This is a genomic window from Cyanothece sp. BG0011 (assembly GCF_003013815.1).
GTDB lineage: Bacteria > Cyanobacteriota > Cyanobacteriia > Cyanobacteriales > Microcystaceae > Crocosphaera.
The window spans coordinates 25,154-42,202 of the sequence record NZ_PRLH01000002.1 but is presented as its reverse complement, the minus strand read 5'-3'; the positions used below and the strand labels follow the sequence as shown (position 1 = coordinate 42,202).

Genomic DNA, 17,049 nt, shown 5'->3' with positions numbered 1-17,049 from the left:
CAAATCTTAATTTGATCATATTTATTTTAGATTATATTTAATATATTTTCCTTATAAAGTCAATCAAAAAATAAGTTTATTGATAAATTTTAACAAGCTCCATCCTAGAGAAAAAACTGGTTAAAATAGAGGTAAGAATTAGGGTTAAACATTTATGGTAACAACGACCAGTGAAATAACGCCAACCAGCAATAGAGAAACAGCATTTATTTTATGGTTTGAAGAAGTTGGAAGTAAAGATGTGGGTTTAGTCGGGGGAAAAAACTCATCTCTAGGAGAAATGATTCAACAATTACAACCTCAAGGGGTCAATGTTCCCACAGGGTTTGCTACCACCGCTTATGCCTATCGTCACTTTATAGAATCAGCCGGGTTAGAGTCAAGATTAAGAGATTTATTTGATGATTTAGATGTTAATGATGTTGCTAATTTACAAGAAAGAGGGCAATTAGCTCGCTCTTTAATTTTAAATACACCTTTCCCCCAAGAGTTACAAGAAGCGATCAAAAAAGCCTATAAAACTTTATGCGATCGCTACAGTCATGAATGTGGTCAACTCAGTGAAAAATACCGCGAAGAATGCGAAATAGAAACCCAAAACCTTGATGTAGCGGTTCGTTCTAGTGCCACGGCGGAAGATTTACCCGATGCTAGTTTTGCCGGACAACAAGAAACTTACTTAAATATTCATAGTGTGAAAGGAGTTCTAGAAGCCTGTCATAAATGCTTTGCTTCTCTATTCACCGATCGCGCTATTTCCTATCGTGAAAACAATGGTTTTGATCACTTTGAAGTTGCCCTTTCTGTTGGGGTACAAAAGATGGTGCGATCTGACTTAGCCTCCGCCGGTGTGATGTTTTCTATTGATACCGAAACCGGGTTTAAAAATGCGGCCTTAATTACCGCAGCCTACGGGTTAGGAGAAAATGTAGTCCAAGGTTCCGTTAACCCCGATGAATATTACGTTTTTAAACCCACTTTAAAACAAGGGTATCGACCCATTTTAGATAAAAAAGTCGGCACTAAAGCTGTCAAAATGATCTACGATACTGGCGGCTCAAAACTCACTAAAAATGTGGAAGTCTTACCAGAGGATCAAGAAAAATTTTGTCTATCCGATGAAGAAATTTTAAAACTAGGGGAATGGGCTTCTATTATTGAAGATCACTATTCCCAAGTTCGGGACACTTATACCCCCATGGATATCGAATGGGCAAAAGATGGACGTACCGGGGAACTCTACATTGTCCAGGCACGCCCCGAAACCGTACAAGGCCGTAAATCAGGAAATGTCCTCAAAACCTATCATTTAAAAGACCATAGTAACGTTGTCGCCATTGGGCGCAGTGTGGGGGCGGCCATCGGTCAAGGAAAAGCCCGTGTGATCCTCGAAGCCAGCAGAATTGACCAATTTAAAGAAGGGGAAGTTCTCATTACCAACCGCACTGATCCCGACTGGGAACCCATCATGAAAAAAGCCAGTGCGATCGTCACGAATCAAGGGGGTAGAACCTGTCACGCTGCCATTATTGCCCGTGAAATGGGTATTCCTGCCATTGTCGGTTGTGGAGATGCCACGGACAAAATTAAAACCCGTCAAGAAGTCACTATCTGTTGTTCAGAAGGAGACGAAGGCAAGGTATATGAGGGGATATTACCCTTTGAAGTTGAAGAAAACCAACTGGATAATTTACCCACCACCAAAACACAAATTTTGATGAACGTGGGCAACCCGGAAAAAGCCTTTTCTTTAGCGAGTATTCCAGCCCAAGGTGTCGGTTTAGCCCGTTTAGAATTCATTATTGCTAACCATATTAAAGCCCATCCTTTAGCCTTGATGAAGTTTGATGAATTAGAGGATGAAGCGGTTAAAGAACAAATTGCAGAATTAACCAAACGCTATGATGATAAACCACAATTTTTCGTCGACAAATTAGCGCGAGGGGTGGCAACCATCGCAGCTTCATTTTATCCGAAACCCGTTATTGTGCGGATGTCTGACTTTAAAACCAATGAATATGCCAATTTATTAGGGGGTCAACAATTTGAACCCAAAGAAGATAATCCTATGATTGGTTGGCGTGGTGCTTCTCGTTATTATGATCCCATGTATCGTGACGCATTTGCCCTAGAATGTGAGGCATTAAAAATGGTACGGGATGAAATGGGTTTGGTTAATGTTATCCCCATGATTCCCTTTTGCCGTACCCCAGAAGAAGGCAAGAAAGTGATTGCAGAAATGGCAAAACATGGACTAAAACAAGGAGAGAATGACCTGAAAATTTATGTCATGTGTGAGTTACCCAGTAACGTCATTTTAGCCGATCAATTTGCGGAAGTATTTGACGGTTTTTCTATCGGTTCTAATGATTTAACTCAGCTTACTTTAGGGTTAGATCGTGACTCTGCTTTAGTGGCTCAATTGTTCGATGAAAGGAACGAAGGGGTGAAACGAATGGTTAAATTAGCCATAGAAACCGCCAAGAAAAAAGGCCGTAAAATTGGTATTTGTGGACAAGCGCCGAGTGATTATCCAGAGTTTGCTAAATTCTTAGTTGAATTAGGAATTGATTCGATGAGTTTAAACCCTGATTCTGTCTTGAAAACCTTGTTAATGGTTGCAGAAGTTGAGAAGGGTTAACTTAACTTTGTTGGGTGGGCCATGCCCACCTTACTCAATTTAAAATATGATATTAATTGATTATCAAGGTCATCAAATTAGGTTAACCCAGGAACGACTAACACATATTTTACAGCATCCTGAAATGTTGACAATGGAAGAAGAAATCAAAACAACCTTACAATACCCAGAGGAAGTGAGACGCTCAAAAACCGATACTTGTGTTATTCTTAGTTATCGATTTTATCAAAATACTCAGGTAGGGAATAAATGGTTATGTGTGGTTACTAAATATCTGAATGATGACGCTTTTGTCATTACAGCTTATCTAACTCATCGAATTAAATCAGGAGAATTAATATGGCAACAAAAGTAAGAATTTGGTATGATAAAGAAGCTGATTTTTTAGAAATCTTATTTTCTGATAAAGCAGGTTATATGAGAGAAACGGATAACGATGCTATTATGGAAAGAGTAGATGAAGAAGGTAAGTTATTAGGGTTTTCTATTTTAGGAGTTAGTCAATTAACCCATGATAAACCTTTGATAGCTGATTTATTAGCTAATGTTAATGAATGAAATTTATAAGCTTACATATCATATAGATGATAAAGTTTTTGTGTTTTTTAAAGCTAGGGTTTAGGTATAAAATACAAAATGAATAATAATATTTAATCCTGCAAATAGCATTGATATAGCTAACAATATAATAGCTTGTCTTAAAGCTCTTGATCTTATTTCTAATAATTTGAAACTTTCCTCGATACTATGCTTCCAAATATTAGTTAGTATAGCTTCTTTGTATTGTGTAATCGTTCCTTTTTTTGCTTGCTCAAGTAAGTCAAAGATAAAAGCCATTTTGAGAAAAATCAAAGCCAGAAACTATTCTGATTTAATCGATGCTATTACCTCAGCTATATTACAAGTAACTCAAAAAGATATTCGTAACTGGTTTACCCATTGCTGTTACTGTACCTCATGACTGTGGGAAATGCTATATATAATCTCAGACATACATGGATAACTAGAATGTTAAATACTCCTATGGATAATGTCACAGTAGAACAAAAAATAAAAGATATTGCTTATTTAGCTGGTACTTCACAAGAGATGATATTTAAACATTATCAAGGTATGAGTAAGTATTTATATATTCCTGAAATTGATATTTTATTGTTGTTAAATAAAATGTTACTTTATTATTTGTATTATTGATCAATCCCTAACAATTCTTTTAGATTGATATCTATCCCACTTTTTAATGCTTCCTGTTTAATTTTTTCAATCATATTTATAATCTCTTGTTTTTTAAGGTCAACCCAGGAATTGTCTATACATTTTTTCATGTCTGTTTTGTTTGATAAGTAAGGATAAATCTCGTATTGTAATTTCATGTGTAGCCATTCATCGTCAATAATTATATTATATTTTATGTCCTCTTCTCTTGGTGTATATTCTATAGTCCCCGTTTTTAACCCATAGACAAAATTTTTAGGAGCGCGTTTAAGAATATGAGCTTTTTTAATTATGTTTTTATTTAATGCTTCTTTCCAATGAATATCTTGAACGTTATTATTATTTTTTCGATAGTGATTTTTCATTTTTATTTCTGGTTTCAAAATTGTTTAAACAGGTTAAATGAATAGATAGGATAGGGTACAACTATATTATTGTTTTTATCATAAAAACTAAAACCCGTCAATTCAGAACTTACAAATATAGTAGAGTCTAATATAGGTTTAATATATGGTGAGGAGTCCTAACCACAAATATCACTGTTAACTATCATACACCCTAGTTTTGTCGCTAGGGTGTTTTAGTCTATGGGTATTTTAAACATTGAATAGCGGTTAACAACAATCATAAATGCTTTTGAAAAATGGTTAACATAAATCAATCTACAAAATCTAAACGACGAAATTATATTGATGGGTCGCTTTTTAATAGCAGTTTCTCTGTATCAAGTACAAATACTCAAAACACCCCCAAGTGAAACCACAATGAAACTAATATGGTACTCTAAACTGTAGATGCTTCTTAGGTTAATCGCTGTAATGTAGGTGTAGTCTGTAAGCCCGTGACGAGGATTGAACTCGTGACCTCACCCTTACCAAGGGTGTGCTCTACCACTGAGCCACACGGGCGTGAGTTAGTAGGTGGTGGGCCGAGCTGGATTTGAACCAGCGTAGGCATAGCCAGCGGATTTACAGTCCGCCCCCATTAACCACTCGGGCATCGACCCATTTATCTCACAATTATTAATATTAGCATAGGGATCTGACAATTTCAACCATTTAAAAAAAATTTATTTTTTAACGACTTTTCAGTTCTATCCCTAGGCTCTTGACGAGTTAAGATAATATGGTAGGGAAGAAAATGTATGTTACAAAATCTTAATGTAAGTTAGCCTTGTTTAACCTCCTAAGCAAAATCAAAGAGATTCTCAGACGGTGGTGGTCAGAGTTTACCCTGCAAACCAAGTTGATGGCAGCAGCAACCCTGGCCGTCTCCTTATTCATGAGTGGTTTAACCTTTTGGGCGGTTAATACCATCCAAAAAGATGCACAGTTCAATGATACGCGCTTTGGTCGGGATTTGGGGTTACTATTGGCTTCTAATGTTACCCCCCTCATTGCCGAAGACAACTTAACCGATGTTGCCCGTTTTTCTAGTCGGTTTTATCAGAGTACCTCTAGTGTTCGCTACATCATTTACACTGACGAAACGGGACATATTTTCTTTGGCATTCCCTATTCATCGGCCGAGGTGCAAAACTCCTTAACCATTGAACGGCGGTTACAGTTGCCCAACTTCCCTGATGATCATGATAGTTTACCCTTGGTACGACAACATAAAAGTCCCAATGGTGAAGTGACTGATGTTTTTGTTCCCCTCAAACACGAAGGACAACACTTAGGTTATTTAGCCATCGGCATCAATCCGAATGCTACGGTGGTTAACTCCTCTAATTTAACCCGTGATGTAACTATCGCTGTGTTTGTGGCAATTTGGGCAATGGTTATTTTAGGGGCAGTTTTTAATGCTTTGACCATCACTCGGCCGATAAAAGAATTGTTAGTGGGAGTAAAAAATATTGCAGCCGGAAACTTTAAACAACGGATTAATCTCCCCTTTGGTGGAGAGTTAGGAGAATTAATTTTTAGCTTCAACGAAATGGCGAAACGTCTTGAACGTTACGAAGAACAAAATATTGAGGAATTAACCGCAGAAAAGGCTAAATTAGATACTTTAGTGTCCACCATCGTTGATGGGGCAATTTTATTAGATACTGATCTCAATTTATTATTAGTTAATCCCACAGCAAGACGGATGTTTGTTTGGGAAGGAAAAGATGTCATTGGTAAAAACATTCTCCAACTCTTACCCGAAGAGTTAACCACTCAATTACAAACCCCTCTAGAACAAATGGTACAGCAAGATGACACCGACTCTGAGGAGTCAGAATCAGAGAAAACCACAGAAACAACATCCATACAACAAAAAATAAATCCAGGAGAATATCGGATTAGTCTCAGTCAACCTACATCTAGAATTGTCCGGGTTCTTTTAACACAGGTATTTGATCAACATAGAGGAACCTTAAAAGGGATCGCCATGACGGTACAGGATATTACCCGAGAAGTAGAATTAAATGAAGCGAAAAGTCAGTTTATTAGTAATGTATCTCACGAATTAAGAACCCCTCTCTTTAATATTAAATCGTTTATTGAAACCTTATCAGAATTTGGAGAAGACTTAACAGAAACAGAACGCAAAGAATTCCTAGAAACTGCTAATCATGAAACCGATCGCCTTACTCATTTAGTCAACGATGTGTTAGATTTATCCCGTTTAGAATCTTCTAAAACCTATCATCTCGATGGGGTAGATTTATCTCAGTTAATTGAACAAACCTTAAGAACTTGCCAACTCAATGCTAGGGATAAAGAATTAGTTTTAAATAAAGAAGTTGAAGAGAATTTACCGTTAGTATTAGGACACTATGATTTGTTGTTACAAGTCATGACTAATTTAGTGGGAAATGCCCTAAAATTTACGCCTCCTGGTGGGATTATTGTTATTCGCGCGTATCATTTTAAAACTAAATCAAAACGATTTAATGATAAATCCTGCGTGAGGGTGGAAATATCTGACACAGGAATTGGTATTGCCCCTGAAGATCAAGCCGCCATTTTTGATCGCTTTTTCCGTGTGGAAAATCGCGTTCATACCCTCGAAGGAACCGGGTTAGGATTATCCATTGTCAAAAATATTATTGATAAACATCACAGTCAAATTCACCTCATTAGTGAAGTGGGAATCGGTACAACCTTTTGGTTTGATTTAGCCCTTTATCAAGATAATTGTTCTCCCTCAGAAGGGTGTACTAATGACACCATACTACCGAGAACTGTGGATGTTCATCCTAATAGTTTACTCTTTTAATTAGATAAGGCGATCGCTAAACTAATGCCAATTAATCCCACAATAAATAAAATCCCTCGGTAACGATAACACCAACGTTTAATCACCGTTACAGGGTTTCCTGGGGTTAATTTAACGATGTCTTCTGTCACTAAAGGTTCAGTTTTATCGTGGTAGAGGGTGCAAGTTTTGGCAAACGGACGTTTATCATAAGTACAACTATCATCTTCGTGATATAAACAGCGATCGCATAAAAATTCTGTTTGTGTTGCTTGATACAAGGGAATTCCAGGATGTCCAAACGCTTTGAGAGGGGTTCGACAATGGGGACAGTCGATCGCTTGACTATTAACAAGTTGTTGACATCGGGGACAAGTGGTCATTAATCTGATGGTTGCTCAAATTTTCTCTTTTATTGTAAATAGTCAAACCTCAATCAAACCGTCATTTGTTACGAAATGTTAACAAGTCTAATTTATCTTTCTCATCAACAATTACAACAAATTCAGCGCCACGCTGAAATGACCTATCCTGAAGAATGTTGTGGTTTATTGTTAGGAACCCTTGAACAGAACCATAAACGGGTGATAGAAGTTCGAGAAACGGAAAATAGTTGGACAAGTGAGATCAGTGATAATTTACCCCATATCCCCAGTTCTAAGCAGCAACCTTTAAGTAAAAAAAATCGGTTTATGATCGATCCTTATACCTTGTTACAAGTACAAAAAGAAGTCCGCGATCGCAACTTAAAGATGATCGGCATTTATCATTCTCATCCGGACCATTTTCCCATTCCCTCAGCGTTTGATCGTGAAATTGCCTGGCCAAACTATTCTTATCTGATTGCATCTTTACAAAACGGTAAATTTACTGATCTAAAAAGCTGGAAACTGGGAGATAATCAATACTTTGAGGAAGAAATCATTAAAATTGTTGCATAATTAATGTTTATTATTTAAAATGACCCGTGATTATGCTTTGGGGTAATAAAATCATGCACAAACTTGTTGCATCCTTAACCATTCTCACAGGAACAAGCGTATCCTTATTAATGGGAACCACATCTGCTTTAGCTGCTTCTTTTAATTGGTCTTATGAAACAGGAGTAGGAAACATTTTTACAGGAATGTTAGACGGAGAAGTTCAAGAAGATGGTAATACCATTAATGTAACCTCTGTTTCTATGAATCAATTAAATGGAATTAATCTACCTTCTACCCCTATTATTCGTAATAGTGAAGGGTTATTAAATTCCACAGGAATTGTTAGTTTCGATGGGACAATAATGAATCTAGGGGCCTGTGAAACCACTGATTGTTTAACTGGAATATTTATTGGTAATTTAGGAATATTTAGTAATACTGTATTGAGTACGTCTCCTGAATTTGGTGATGGTTTTGATGATCCTTTTGAACCGAGTCGTTGGAATATAGCCGAAAAACCAAAAGTACCAGAACCTTCTCTTACCTTAGCATTAGTTAGTTTAGGGTTATCAGGTATTATTAAAACTTCCCTAAAGAAGCGTTAATTTTTTTCATACCAATCAGATTAAAATTATTAATCCCGTGGTCAAATTAACCCTTATTGCTTAGTTAACCATTGGGATTATTTTGTTGATAAATTTTAGACACTATATCTTGATGAATTTCTTGAGTAATGGGATATAAATAAGCGAAAATAAAACTAATTATTAATAGGGTAATAGGGAAAGGTCCAATGATCATTCTAATCGCCCATAAAGCTGTCTCAGGTTGTTGCCCTGTACTCCCAGGAATATAACCAGCACTATCTAATATTTTACCCACCACTAATAAGGCCACAGCAATACCAACTTTTTGTAATTGAACCACCAATGCAAAAAAGATTCCTTCTCGTCTTTGTCCTGTTTTTAATTGATCTAAATCCACAACATCCGGTAACATAGACCAAGGAACAATATAAGCCGTTGCAATCCCAATTCCTGCCATAATTGCGATGATATACATTAAAGTTACTTGTCCGGGTTGTAATAAGAATAATCCTAATTCTGCTACAATGGTAAAAGGAATTCCCATTAAATAAATAATCTTTTTTCCTAAACGATGACTGAGATGACTCCATACCATCATCATAATTAAAGCAGTCCCTTGAACCATAATGGCCATACGGGTAAAATGTTCTTCTGTTAACTCCATACAATTGATAACAAAATAGGGTAAAATGGCTGCTATTGTTTGGACACTCAACCAAGAACAAAGATAAATGATCATCACACAAATAAACGGAAAATTAGTAAAAATTAAACGTAATTTTTCTTGAAAAGATAAAGAAGATGAAGGATGAGAATTACGATAACCATCTTGAACTTGATGATACCGTTGATAGGTTCCCACAATACTCATAAAAATAGCTAAAATAGCGATTAAACCTGCTATTAATCCTAAAATTAAATATTGTTTTTGTTGATTATTAACCCAACTAAAAATAAGTTCAGCTAAAATAAGAGAGAAAATACTTCCCCCAATACTAAAAGCAGAACGAAAACTAATGAGATTCGTTCGATCATTATAATCTTGGGTTAACTCAGCCGATAAAGCACTATAGGGAAGCAAAACGGCAGTAAAAGCTGTGTAAAAAACTAAAGCAATTAAAGTATAATAAATAATCATAAAAGTTTGATGATTATTAGGGGGAATTGTCCACAACAAAACACAACTTAACCCCAAAGGAATTGACCCTAATATCATCCAAGGATAGCGACGGCCAAAACGGGAACGAGTGCGATCGCTTAACCAACCAATCAAGGGATCATTAATCGCGTCCCAAATTTTCCCAATCATGACAATAATACCAGCAAGTCCCGGTTTTAGGCCAGCAATATCTGTCAAGAAAAAGAGAAAAAAGAAAACTAAAATATTACTCGGTAACGATCCACTTAATTCTCCAATACCATAAGCTAACTTCGTCGAAAAATTCAGTTTTGTTTGCGGGTTAAATTCTTGAGAAGATGACATTTGGAATCTTAGACTAAATATTTCTCAATATTAGCAAAATTCAGATTGTCATCTTGGACTACAACTAATTATTCAACTCAGTCGTCTTAAAATTAAGTTAAACTTTCAAAATAATCTCGAATTTGATTCCGTCGTCGAGGTTGACGTAACTTTTGTAAGGCTTTGGCTTCGATTTGGCGAACCCGTTCCCGTGATAAATCTAACGTCCGTCCAATATCGGCCAAAGAATAAGACACCCCATCTTCAAACCCATAACGGAGTTTAATCACTTGTTGTTCTCTTTCCGTTAAGTCTTCTAATAAAATTTCAATATCTCGACGTAAAGATTCGATGGCTAAATGTTCTTCTGGGGAAACATCTTCTGATTCTAATAAATCCACTAACTCTGTATCTTTTTCCTTGCCAACTTTAATTTCTAAAGAAACAGAACGGGGAATTTTCATTAATACTTCTCGAACTTGTGCAGAGGACATATTGAGTTCTTTGCCAATTTCTTCTAAGGTTGCACTACGTCCTTTAACTTGGGAAATTTTTCGTTGAACTTGTTTAATTTTATTGAGTTTTTCTGTTACATGAACCGGAAGACGAATAATGCGACTTTGGGTAGCGATCGCCCTAGTAATCCCTTGACGAATCCACCAATAAGCATAAGTCGAAAAGCGATATCCTTTAATGGGATCAAATTTTTCAACGGCTTTTTCTAATCCAAGGGTTCCTTCTTGGATCAAATCTAATAACTCTAACCCTCGATGTTGATATTTTTTAGCCACAGAAACCACCAGACGTAAATTAGCTTTAATCATTTCGTCTTTGGCGCGGATTCCTGATTTTTGAATCTCCTCTAATTCCTTGACATCAATCTTCCCTAACGTAGCCCATTCTTGTTTGCCTTGGGCTAAAATTTCTTTTAATTCAAACACTGAAACGTCACTGGCTTTTGCCCATTTTTCCCAAGAGGGACGATGGCCCAAATAAGCCATTAATTGATCATGAATACGATGAACCTCAACAAATTGCTTCAGGATACCATCATCGACTTCTGCTGCTTGATTTCTGATGTCGAGTAACTCAATATAACGTTGAACCTCTTTAGATTTACTGACTTCTTCTTCTTTTTTTAATAAAGGAACCCGGCCAATGTCTTGAAGATATAAGCGGACTAAATCCGTAGTTACGCGATGAGTTGAGGGATCGGTTTCTGTAAAGTCTATGCTTTGTAATTCTAATTCAAGCAAATCATCCCCTAACTCAGCAGTGATCTCGTTACCCTCTTTGTCTGACGCTGTGACAGGCTGAACTTGGGGAGAATCATGATTATCAATATCGTGATAGGAAGATGTGGCTAACATAGGAATTTCTCAGTAATGATGACGAGATCAACGAGGATTTTTAACCTCCTCTGGTTAACTTTAGAATTCCCCAAATAAACCTAAAAAATACATAATCTTAATATTTGTTTAAAATAAATACCTCAAAATTACCTGTTTTCACTGTCTGCATGATAATTGTAATTTTTAAACCACAGTAAGTTCAAGTAGTGATCAGCAACCGATTACTGGTCACTGATCACTGATAATAATTAAAGGGTTTTGAGATATTCGACTAAGGCCTGTTTATCCTCAGAAGATAACTCTGTTCCATAGAGATGTCCCTGATTACTATTACCGTCGAGATGGGTATCGTATTTAAACCCTTCCGTTTCTGCTGTTGTTCCTTCAGAAACGAAACCGACTTTGTCTCGATTGTAAACATCATAACCCCGATAAAATGTTGTCGTTCTTTTTTCTGGGACTTCTAAAAGATCCGTTAAGTAAGGAACTGAACCATTATGTAAATAAGGGGCCCTCAACCAAATCCCATCTAAAGCGACGGCTACATAACCATTTTGTTTCTGTACTTGGGTGAAATCCCATTCTTGTCCATCCCCTACCGCCAAATACTTATCAACGGCTGCTTGAGTCCACATTTCAATGCGATGATCATCGGTTCCCACTTCTTGAATGGGAATGACGGTTCCTGTGCGATCGCCTCCAAAAGCATGACAAGAAGCACACTTATTGTCAAAAATGGGTTTTCCCTGGGCAGCTAAAACAGGATCAATGTCAAACGGATAATCGGGGGGAGGAATTAAACGAATGAAGTCTTCAACCCTTTGTAAGTTTTCTAGGGGTACGTTGTCGGGTTTCGTTCCTGCGGCTAAGGCCCCCATGATAATGGTTTCAGTGAGACTGCCTTCTAACCCATCCCAATGATAGTAAAATCCTTTGTGCTTTCTCAGGTTCCATACCGCAGGATCATCCACATTATCGATGGTGTCATCGAGGGGTAGCCTAAAGTTAATAAATTTGACGGGGTTAAACGAAGGAATTCGACCGGGTCCGGGATCGGGACGAGAGTTAGTCCAAGCAAAACCGAGTCCTAAACCCATTAAGGCTTTTTGGGTTTGGGGGATAATAACGTAACGATAGAGGAGTTTATCTGACCAAGATAAATTATGGTTGGCTTCAATGGCCGGTATGATATTGTCGGGGGTGAATTTGGGATCATTACCACAGGCAGCTAAAAACCGAATATTCGCGATGGAGTCAAATTTTTGGGTTGGGGCCCCTAACACTATAGTGGGTAAGTCTTGAGGACTTTTACGATAGGTTGTACTGTGACAGAGGGCGCAAGTTGATCCCTGACGAGGAAACCCGACAATCGTTTTAGAAACCCCCACTGGCATTTCTTTGCCTTCTTCCCAAATAAACCCTAATGATTGATAACCGTCAGGCCCGGGTAAATGTTCAGCAAAAAGATTCGGTAAAACTTCCCAAATAAAGAAAGGAATACCTCCAGAATTGATAGAACCATATTTAAAGTGATCTTCTGCTGATTTATAAACAATGGGAACTTCTCGCTTAAAATTGTACCAAGCAAAATAACCTACCCCTCCTGCCATGAGTAAAATAACGAGAATAAGGGTAGTAATAATCTTTCCAACTTTACTGCTAAGTAGGGTCATAAGAACTGCCATAAAATTTCATGGGTTAACCTGAAAAGGATTCAAACTCTGAGAAGAAATCACATAAGATAAGAGTTGTCTTTTTCTTACCATTAGTAACTTTGATTGATCGCAGTTCTCATGTTAGTGAAGGATTAGAGATTATTGACCAAGAAAAAGGGGATACAACAGGTTAACAACCTTGCTCAATCAACTCTAAGATTTCTTGATTTTAGGAAGTAGGGAACGTATTAACAGGGGAAAAATAAAATTCAAGTAGGTCTCATTATTGTGAGAACTTCTACCTCTTCTCTATTTGATCCTTGTTTCGATTTGGAACAAAACAGTGTTTTCTTGAGTAATTGATTTTAGCGATTTTGAAATAAAAATTAGCCAAAACTTCAAGATAATATCATGACTATAAATCATCCTGTCCCTATCCTTCAAGTGTTCTGTAAAAATTCGTCATATATTTTAATATTTAGATGAAATTTTGCTATGATAAAATAAAACTGCTAATACTTATCATGATGTCAAAAGGCTTAATCGTCATTTGTGGAGCAACCGCAACAGGAAAAACAGCCTTAGCTTTAGAAATTGCTCAATCTATTAATTCTATTATTATTAGTGCAGATTCTCGTCAAGTTTATCGAGAATTTAATATTGGAACAGCTAAACCTACCCCAGCAGAACAAGATTTAATTCATCATTATTTAATTGATATTTGTGAGCCAACAGAGACATTAACGTTAGCAGAATATCAAGAGAAAGCACAAAATTTGATCGATAAAAAATTAACAAGATTTCCTCTTTTAGTCGGAGGAACAGGACTTTATCTTAAATCCATTGTCAAAGGATTAAAAATACCGAGGGTTGCACCACAACCGAGGCTAAGATTACAGTTAGAAGCCTTAGGACAACAACAATGTTATCAAATTTTACAGCAAGTTGATCCCATCGCAAGTCAAAAAATTCATCCCAATGATCAGGTGAGAACCCTTCGTGCTTTAGAGGTGTTTTATGTGACTGGAATGCCCATTTCTCAACAACAAGGAGAAAATCCACCTGCTTATCCTATTATACAAATTGGTTTAGATTGTTCTGCTGAAGAATTAAAGAAAAGAATTGAAACAAGAACAAAAAAAATGATCGAAATGGGGTTGATTGAGGAAGTAAAAAATATTGTTAGGAAATATGGTTGGGAGTTACCTTTATTGAAGACATTAGGGTATGCAGAAATTATCAACTATCTACAAGGAAAATTATCATTATCCGCAGCAGAAAAAGAAATTATTGTACATACCCGTCAGTTTGCTAAACGTCAACGAACTTGGTTTCGTGCTTATCCAGAAATTGAGTGGTTTGATACCACATCATCTAAGTTAGTTGAGAACATTTTATCAAAACTCAATGATACTTTAGGGTTAGAGAATTAATAATCAGGAAAGTTATTTTTCCACCAGGAATACCAATCTAACCAAGCTTCTTCTAGCTTTTTCTCAACTTCGTTGAGTTCTTTCTTATTGGGATCGATATTGATAGTAAAATCTAATTCTGAGTCTGAAGAAGCGGGAAGGGACATAAGGGTCCATAGACAACGGGGTTCAAACAAGTCTTGTTGTCCAATTAACCACAAAACACTTCGCCCAATTCCCCAACCATTGAGATAACGATTCTGATTATACTGGCTATGAGTAACCGTTGTTTGACCTTTAGGATTAATACAAGAACCTAGATAGGTTGTATTGTCGTATTCAAAAAAAGCATAATGACCAATGTTCTGATTATAGTGAATTGTCGGTGTAATCGTTGCCGATGGCAGATCACGATAGATAGTCAGAAATTTAGTTAAAGCCCCTTTATACTTTTCATAACGAACTTCCACTTCTAAGCGTTGTTGATCTTGGCTGTACTCATATTTTCGGCCAGCAGTCATTCCAGGTCCCAATCTAGAAGTTTCAATTAAATCAACAGGTTGACTTTTAATAAATTGCCAATTAGATAAGGGGACTTGCTCCGGAACTGTTGGAGTTTGATTTGTCTTTGTCTTAGTGCTAACTGGATTAATAATTTGGTAAGTGAAAATTCCCAGGGTTCCTAGCAAAATTAATCCTAAGAGACTGACTCTCGTTTTTTGCCAATAAGGTTGAATTGAGTTCATGATTTTAAAATTTAATTTTTGATTATTTTAATCTTGGTTTTCTAAACTTAAAGGTCGGACATAGGAGAACCAACAAAATATACCAAATAAAATCACTGATATCATGGCAAAAGCTAAACTCCCGTCTTCTCCATGCCAATAATGAAAGGCTTCATCAGACGCTTGAGCAACAAAAAAGGTCAACAAACACACACGGATACTATTGACGACGAAACCGATCAGAGGTGCTAAAAATAAACACAGAATTTTTTGAGGATTGGTTAGCGGTACGATAAAAAACAATAAAATAGAGCAAATAACCATTAAGCTTAGGATATCTACCCCTGCACATCCATATAAAACTTCAACTTTTCCTGTTGGTAAGCTGATAAAAGTGCCGTCTCTAGAGGCTTCAAATCCTAGCACATTCAAGAGAAAGGTGGAAAACATAGATGTCCATATATCTAGATTACTCATGGCTAAAACTTTAAGTAATGCTGGATATAAGAGAAAAAGACTAAAAACAATAACTTCTTTTTTGTAAAACTGAAATCCTTTGAAACCCGATGTAATTAATACCAATCCAAAAGCAAAAAGAACAGGACAAAGAAAGAAATGATACCCCGATGTAGAGAGACTTCTTAATAAGGCAATTAAAATTAAAATAATTCCCAATACTGTCGAGGGTAAATTGCTTTCTAGATAAAATTCCTTCTCTTGGTATTTGTCCCATAATAAAGAAGCAGCTGTTAACCAAATCAAAAGGCTAACACTGATTAGATTTTGATTACCTTCTTGTTCTAAAAGAGTAAAGTGAAGAGCCGTAATGGCTGCTATAATCCCTAAGAGTAGATAGCTAGGTTTCCCTAGTTTTTGAAGAATTTCCATGGCCTTGGAGAACTTTCTAAAAAATCATTTTTATATAGTATCACTCAGTATAATCTATGATTCAATTTCCGTCACCTATCAACTTAACTTGAAATTAACCTGAACATTCCATAGGGTAACATCAATAATGTCTAGGTAATTTACCCAATCACGATTCAATTCAAAAGAGTTTCGACTGTAAATATGAGTAAAATATTAAACTGCGATCGCCTAAAGATCAATCAGAAAAAACCACTTTTCGGGTCACACAGAGAAACGGAAACGAATGATTGATGTTAGCTTTGAAAAACCACTTCATCAGATTGACTCTGGAAAATTTCTTTAAGATCAGATTCTATGTCTTGGGTTAGCTTTTCGGAACTACGTTTCATAGTGGTAATGTCATAAGTAGCCACATCAAGGGGAGAACCAATATTAACAGTGACATCGGTTCCCCAACTGGGAAAGGGCTGACTATATTCAATGGCGACGGGTAAAATTTTCATACCGCAACCGGGTTGTTGAGATTCTACTTCTAGGGCAATGCGGGCCACACCTCGTTTGAGGGGATGAACTTCCGTATCTCGAAAAATTCCTCCCTCTGGAAAAATGACTAACATTTCTCCTTGTTTAAGCACTTCGACACTATGCTCTAAACTGCTAGGTCCTGGCCGTTTGACATCCACCGGGAACCCTCCTAAACGTCGAATAAACCAACCTTGAATCCCTTCCATTTCACTAGAAGTTACCATAAACCGAACATCTCTACCACTAACCATTCTTCCTACTGCATAGGGTATGATTAAGGCATCCCAACGGGAACGATGGGTAGGGGCAATGATTACCGGGCCGGTTTCGGGAATGTGTTCTTGACCTTTAATGGTAATGCGGCCAAAATATAATGGTAGTACAATCCACGCTCCTAGGGGATAAACAAGACGAATTAACCAAGGAGAAATGCGAGATTTGACATGATCGCTCTTAATTGTAGAATTATTCATAAATTAGGCAAAACGCAACA

The 17,049-nt window shown here is 36.8% G+C and carries 17 protein-coding genes, 2 tRNA genes and 1 pseudogene; 9 read left to right on the top strand and 11 right to left on the bottom strand.

Annotated features, from left to right (window positions below; translation table 11 throughout):
• Nucleotides 1-154 precede the first annotated feature (154 nt).
• Genes ppsA through C4E06_RS00725 form a run of 3 tightly spaced genes read left to right on the top strand, consistent with a single transcriptional unit; the run spans nucleotide 155 to nucleotide 3,199 of the window.
• The gene (gene ppsA / locus C4E06_RS00735) at nucleotides 155-2,641 is read left to right on the top strand and encodes a phosphoenolpyruvate synthase (RefSeq protein ID WP_107666323.1); all 2,487 of its coding nucleotides are present in this window, start codon (nucleotides 155-157) and stop codon (nucleotides 2,639-2,641) included.
• A gap of 46 nt (nucleotides 2,642-2,687) precedes the next feature.
• Nucleotides 2,688-2,996: a hypothetical protein gene (locus tag C4E06_RS00730; RefSeq protein ID WP_107666322.1), complete on the top strand. Its 309-nt coding sequence runs from the start codon at nucleotides 2,688-2,690 to the stop codon at nucleotides 2,994-2,996.
• Complete coding sequence (locus C4E06_RS00725) at nucleotides 2,981-3,199, top strand: DUF2283 domain-containing protein (protein WP_107666321.1); 219 nt, start codon at nucleotides 2,981-2,983, stop codon at nucleotides 3,197-3,199. Before C4E06_RS00730 ends, C4E06_RS00725 begins: the two co-directional genes overlap by 16 nt.
• A gap of 60 nt (nucleotides 3,200-3,259) precedes the next feature.
• Here the strand turns inward: C4E06_RS00725 and C4E06_RS27505 are convergent, their stop codons facing one another.
• Entirely contained in the window at nucleotides 3,260-3,478 is a 219-nt protein-coding gene (locus C4E06_RS27505; RefSeq protein ID WP_198648196.1) for a hypothetical protein, read from the bottom strand.
• Between C4E06_RS27505 and C4E06_RS00720 the strand changes: the two are divergent.
• Nucleotides 3,462-3,602 (top strand): annotated as a pseudogene (locus C4E06_RS00720) (IS630 family transposase); the annotation flags it as partial. The gene C4E06_RS27505 and the pseudogene C4E06_RS00720 overlap by 17 nt on opposite strands.
• 47 nt (nucleotides 3,603-3,649) lie before the next feature.
• Nucleotides 3,650-3,835, top strand: coding sequence for a hypothetical protein (locus C4E06_RS00715; RefSeq protein ID WP_107666320.1), 186 nt, complete (start codon nucleotides 3,650-3,652; stop codon nucleotides 3,833-3,835).
• Here the strand turns inward: C4E06_RS00715 and C4E06_RS00710 are convergent.
• From C4E06_RS00710 to C4E06_RS00700, 3 genes are all read right to left on the bottom strand, one after another.
• A complete protein-coding gene (locus C4E06_RS00710) occupies nucleotides 3,829-4,239 on the bottom strand; it encodes a hypothetical protein (protein WP_198648185.1) in 411 nt (136 codons plus the stop codon). The two genes, C4E06_RS00715 and C4E06_RS00710, sit on opposite strands and share 7 nt — an antisense overlap.
• Before the next feature lie 453 nt (nucleotides 4,240-4,692).
• Nucleotides 4,693-4,764: transfer RNA gene (locus C4E06_RS00705), tRNA-Thr, on the bottom strand.
• A gap of 13 nt (nucleotides 4,765-4,777) precedes the next feature.
• A tRNA-Tyr gene (locus C4E06_RS00700) sits at nucleotides 4,778-4,862 on the bottom strand.
• Between the two features lie 167 nt (nucleotides 4,863-5,029).
• Between C4E06_RS00700 and nblS the strand changes: the two genes are divergently transcribed.
• Entirely contained in the window at nucleotides 5,030-7,066 is a 2,037-nt protein-coding gene (nblS, locus tag C4E06_RS00695; protein ID WP_107666318.1) for a two-component system sensor histidine kinase NblS, read from the top strand.
• Here the strand turns inward: nblS and C4E06_RS00690 are convergent.
• Complete coding sequence (locus tag C4E06_RS00690; protein WP_107666317.1) at nucleotides 7,063-7,428, bottom strand: zinc ribbon domain-containing protein; 366 nt, start codon at nucleotides 7,426-7,428, stop codon at nucleotides 7,063-7,065. The two genes, nblS and C4E06_RS00690, sit on opposite strands and share 4 nt — an antisense overlap.
• A gap of 75 nt (nucleotides 7,429-7,503) precedes the next feature.
• Between C4E06_RS00690 and C4E06_RS00685 the strand changes: the two genes are divergently transcribed.
• Complete coding sequence (locus tag C4E06_RS00685) at nucleotides 7,504-7,986, top strand: M67 family metallopeptidase (protein WP_107666316.1); 483 nt, start codon at nucleotides 7,504-7,506, stop codon at nucleotides 7,984-7,986.
• Between the two features lie 53 nt (nucleotides 7,987-8,039).
• On the top strand, nucleotides 8,040-8,573 hold the full coding sequence (locus tag C4E06_RS00680; protein ID WP_107666363.1) for a hypothetical protein: 534 nt from the start codon (nucleotides 8,040-8,042) through the stop codon (nucleotides 8,571-8,573).
• Between the two features lie 64 nt (nucleotides 8,574-8,637).
• Here C4E06_RS00680 and C4E06_RS00675 read toward each other — a convergent pair whose 3' ends face one another.
• The 3 genes from C4E06_RS00675 to C4E06_RS00665 all read right to left on the bottom strand — a co-directional run bounded on the left by C4E06_RS00675 (nucleotide 8,638) and on the right by C4E06_RS00665 (nucleotide 13,054).
• The gene (locus tag C4E06_RS00675; RefSeq protein WP_107666315.1) at nucleotides 8,638-10,038 is read right to left on the bottom strand and encodes an MFS transporter; all 1,401 of its coding nucleotides are present in this window, start codon (nucleotides 10,036-10,038) and stop codon (nucleotides 8,638-8,640) included.
• A 92-nt stretch (nucleotides 10,039-10,130) separates the two neighbouring features.
• Nucleotides 10,131-11,387 (bottom strand): RNA polymerase sigma factor SigC, encoded by a 1,257-nt coding sequence (gene sigC, locus C4E06_RS00670; RefSeq protein WP_107666314.1) that lies wholly within the window; start codon nucleotides 11,385-11,387, stop codon nucleotides 10,131-10,133.
• 230 nt (nucleotides 11,388-11,617) lie between these two features.
• Complete coding sequence (locus C4E06_RS00665) at nucleotides 11,618-13,054, bottom strand: c-type cytochrome (RefSeq protein ID WP_107666313.1); 1,437 nt, start codon at nucleotides 13,052-13,054, stop codon at nucleotides 11,618-11,620.
• A gap of 497 nt (nucleotides 13,055-13,551) precedes the next feature.
• Between C4E06_RS00665 and miaA the strand changes: the two genes are divergently transcribed.
• Nucleotides 13,552-14,457 (top strand): tRNA (adenosine(37)-N6)-dimethylallyltransferase MiaA, encoded by a 906-nt coding sequence (gene miaA, locus C4E06_RS00660; protein ID WP_107666312.1) that lies wholly within the window; start codon nucleotides 13,552-13,554, stop codon nucleotides 14,455-14,457.
• Here the strand turns inward: miaA and C4E06_RS00655 are convergent.
• The 3 genes from C4E06_RS00655 to C4E06_RS00645 form a co-directional block, all read right to left on the bottom strand.
• Entirely contained in the window at nucleotides 14,454-15,182 is a 729-nt protein-coding gene (locus C4E06_RS00655; protein ID WP_107666311.1) for a cyanoexosortase A system-associated protein, read from the bottom strand. The genes miaA and C4E06_RS00655 overlap by 4 nt on opposite strands.
• 27 nt (nucleotides 15,183-15,209) lie before the next feature.
• Nucleotides 15,210-16,049, bottom strand: a complete 840-nt coding sequence (gene crtA, locus C4E06_RS00650) for a cyanoexosortase A (RefSeq protein ID WP_107666310.1) — start codon at nucleotides 16,047-16,049, stop codon at nucleotides 15,210-15,212.
• A gap of 275 nt (nucleotides 16,050-16,324) precedes the next feature.
• Nucleotides 16,325-17,029: a 1-acyl-sn-glycerol-3-phosphate acyltransferase gene (locus C4E06_RS00645; RefSeq protein ID WP_107666309.1), complete on the bottom strand. Its 705-nt coding sequence runs from the start codon at nucleotides 17,027-17,029 to the stop codon at nucleotides 16,325-16,327.
• Between the last annotated feature and the right edge of the window lie 20 nt (nucleotides 17,030-17,049).

What these genes read in the sequence shown, in the direction of transcription:
- ppsA (WP_107666323.1), top strand. Translation starts at nt 155, where the DNA reads ATGGTAACAACGACCAGTGAAATAACGCCAACCAGCAATAGAGAAACA.
- C4E06_RS00730 (WP_107666322.1), top strand. Translation starts at nt 2,688, where the DNA reads ATGATATTAATTGATTATCAAGGTCATCAAATTAGGTTAACCCAGGAA.
- C4E06_RS00725 (WP_107666321.1), top strand. Translation starts at nt 2,981, where the DNA reads ATGGCAACAAAAGTAAGAATTTGGTATGATAAAGAAGCTGATTTTTTA.
- C4E06_RS27505 (WP_198648196.1), bottom strand. Translation starts at nt 3,478, where the DNA reads ATGGCTTTTATCTTTGACTTACTTGAGCAAGCAAAAAAAGGAACGATT.
- C4E06_RS00715 (WP_107666320.1), top strand. Translation starts at nt 3,650, where the DNA reads ATGTTAAATACTCCTATGGATAATGTCACAGTAGAACAAAAAATAAAA.
- C4E06_RS00690 (WP_107666317.1), bottom strand. Translation starts at nt 7,428, where the DNA reads ATGACCACTTGTCCCCGATGTCAACAACTTGTTAATAGTCAAGCGATC.
- C4E06_RS00685 (WP_107666316.1), top strand. Translation starts at nt 7,504, where the DNA reads ATGTTAACAAGTCTAATTTATCTTTCTCATCAACAATTACAACAAATT.
- C4E06_RS00680 (WP_107666363.1), top strand. Translation starts at nt 8,040, where the DNA reads ATGCACAAACTTGTTGCATCCTTAACCATTCTCACAGGAACAAGCGTA.
- C4E06_RS00675 (WP_107666315.1), bottom strand. Translation starts at nt 10,038, where the DNA reads ATGTCATCTTCTCAAGAATTTAACCCGCAAACAAAACTGAATTTTTCG.
- sigC (WP_107666314.1), bottom strand. Translation starts at nt 11,387, where the DNA reads ATGTTAGCCACATCTTCCTATCACGATATTGATAATCATGATTCTCCC.
- C4E06_RS00665 (WP_107666313.1), bottom strand. Translation starts at nt 13,054, where the DNA reads ATGGCAGTTCTTATGACCCTACTTAGCAGTAAAGTTGGAAAGATTATT.
- miaA (WP_107666312.1), top strand. Translation starts at nt 13,552, where the DNA reads ATGTCAAAAGGCTTAATCGTCATTTGTGGAGCAACCGCAACAGGAAAA.
- C4E06_RS00655 (WP_107666311.1), bottom strand. Translation starts at nt 15,182, where the DNA reads ATGAACTCAATTCAACCTTATTGGCAAAAAACGAGAGTCAGTCTCTTA.
- crtA (WP_107666310.1), bottom strand. Translation starts at nt 16,049, where the DNA reads ATGGAAATTCTTCAAAAACTAGGGAAACCTAGCTATCTACTCTTAGGG.
- C4E06_RS00645 (WP_107666309.1), bottom strand. Translation starts at nt 17,029, where the DNA reads ATGAATAATTCTACAATTAAGAGCGATCATGTCAAATCTCGCATTTCT.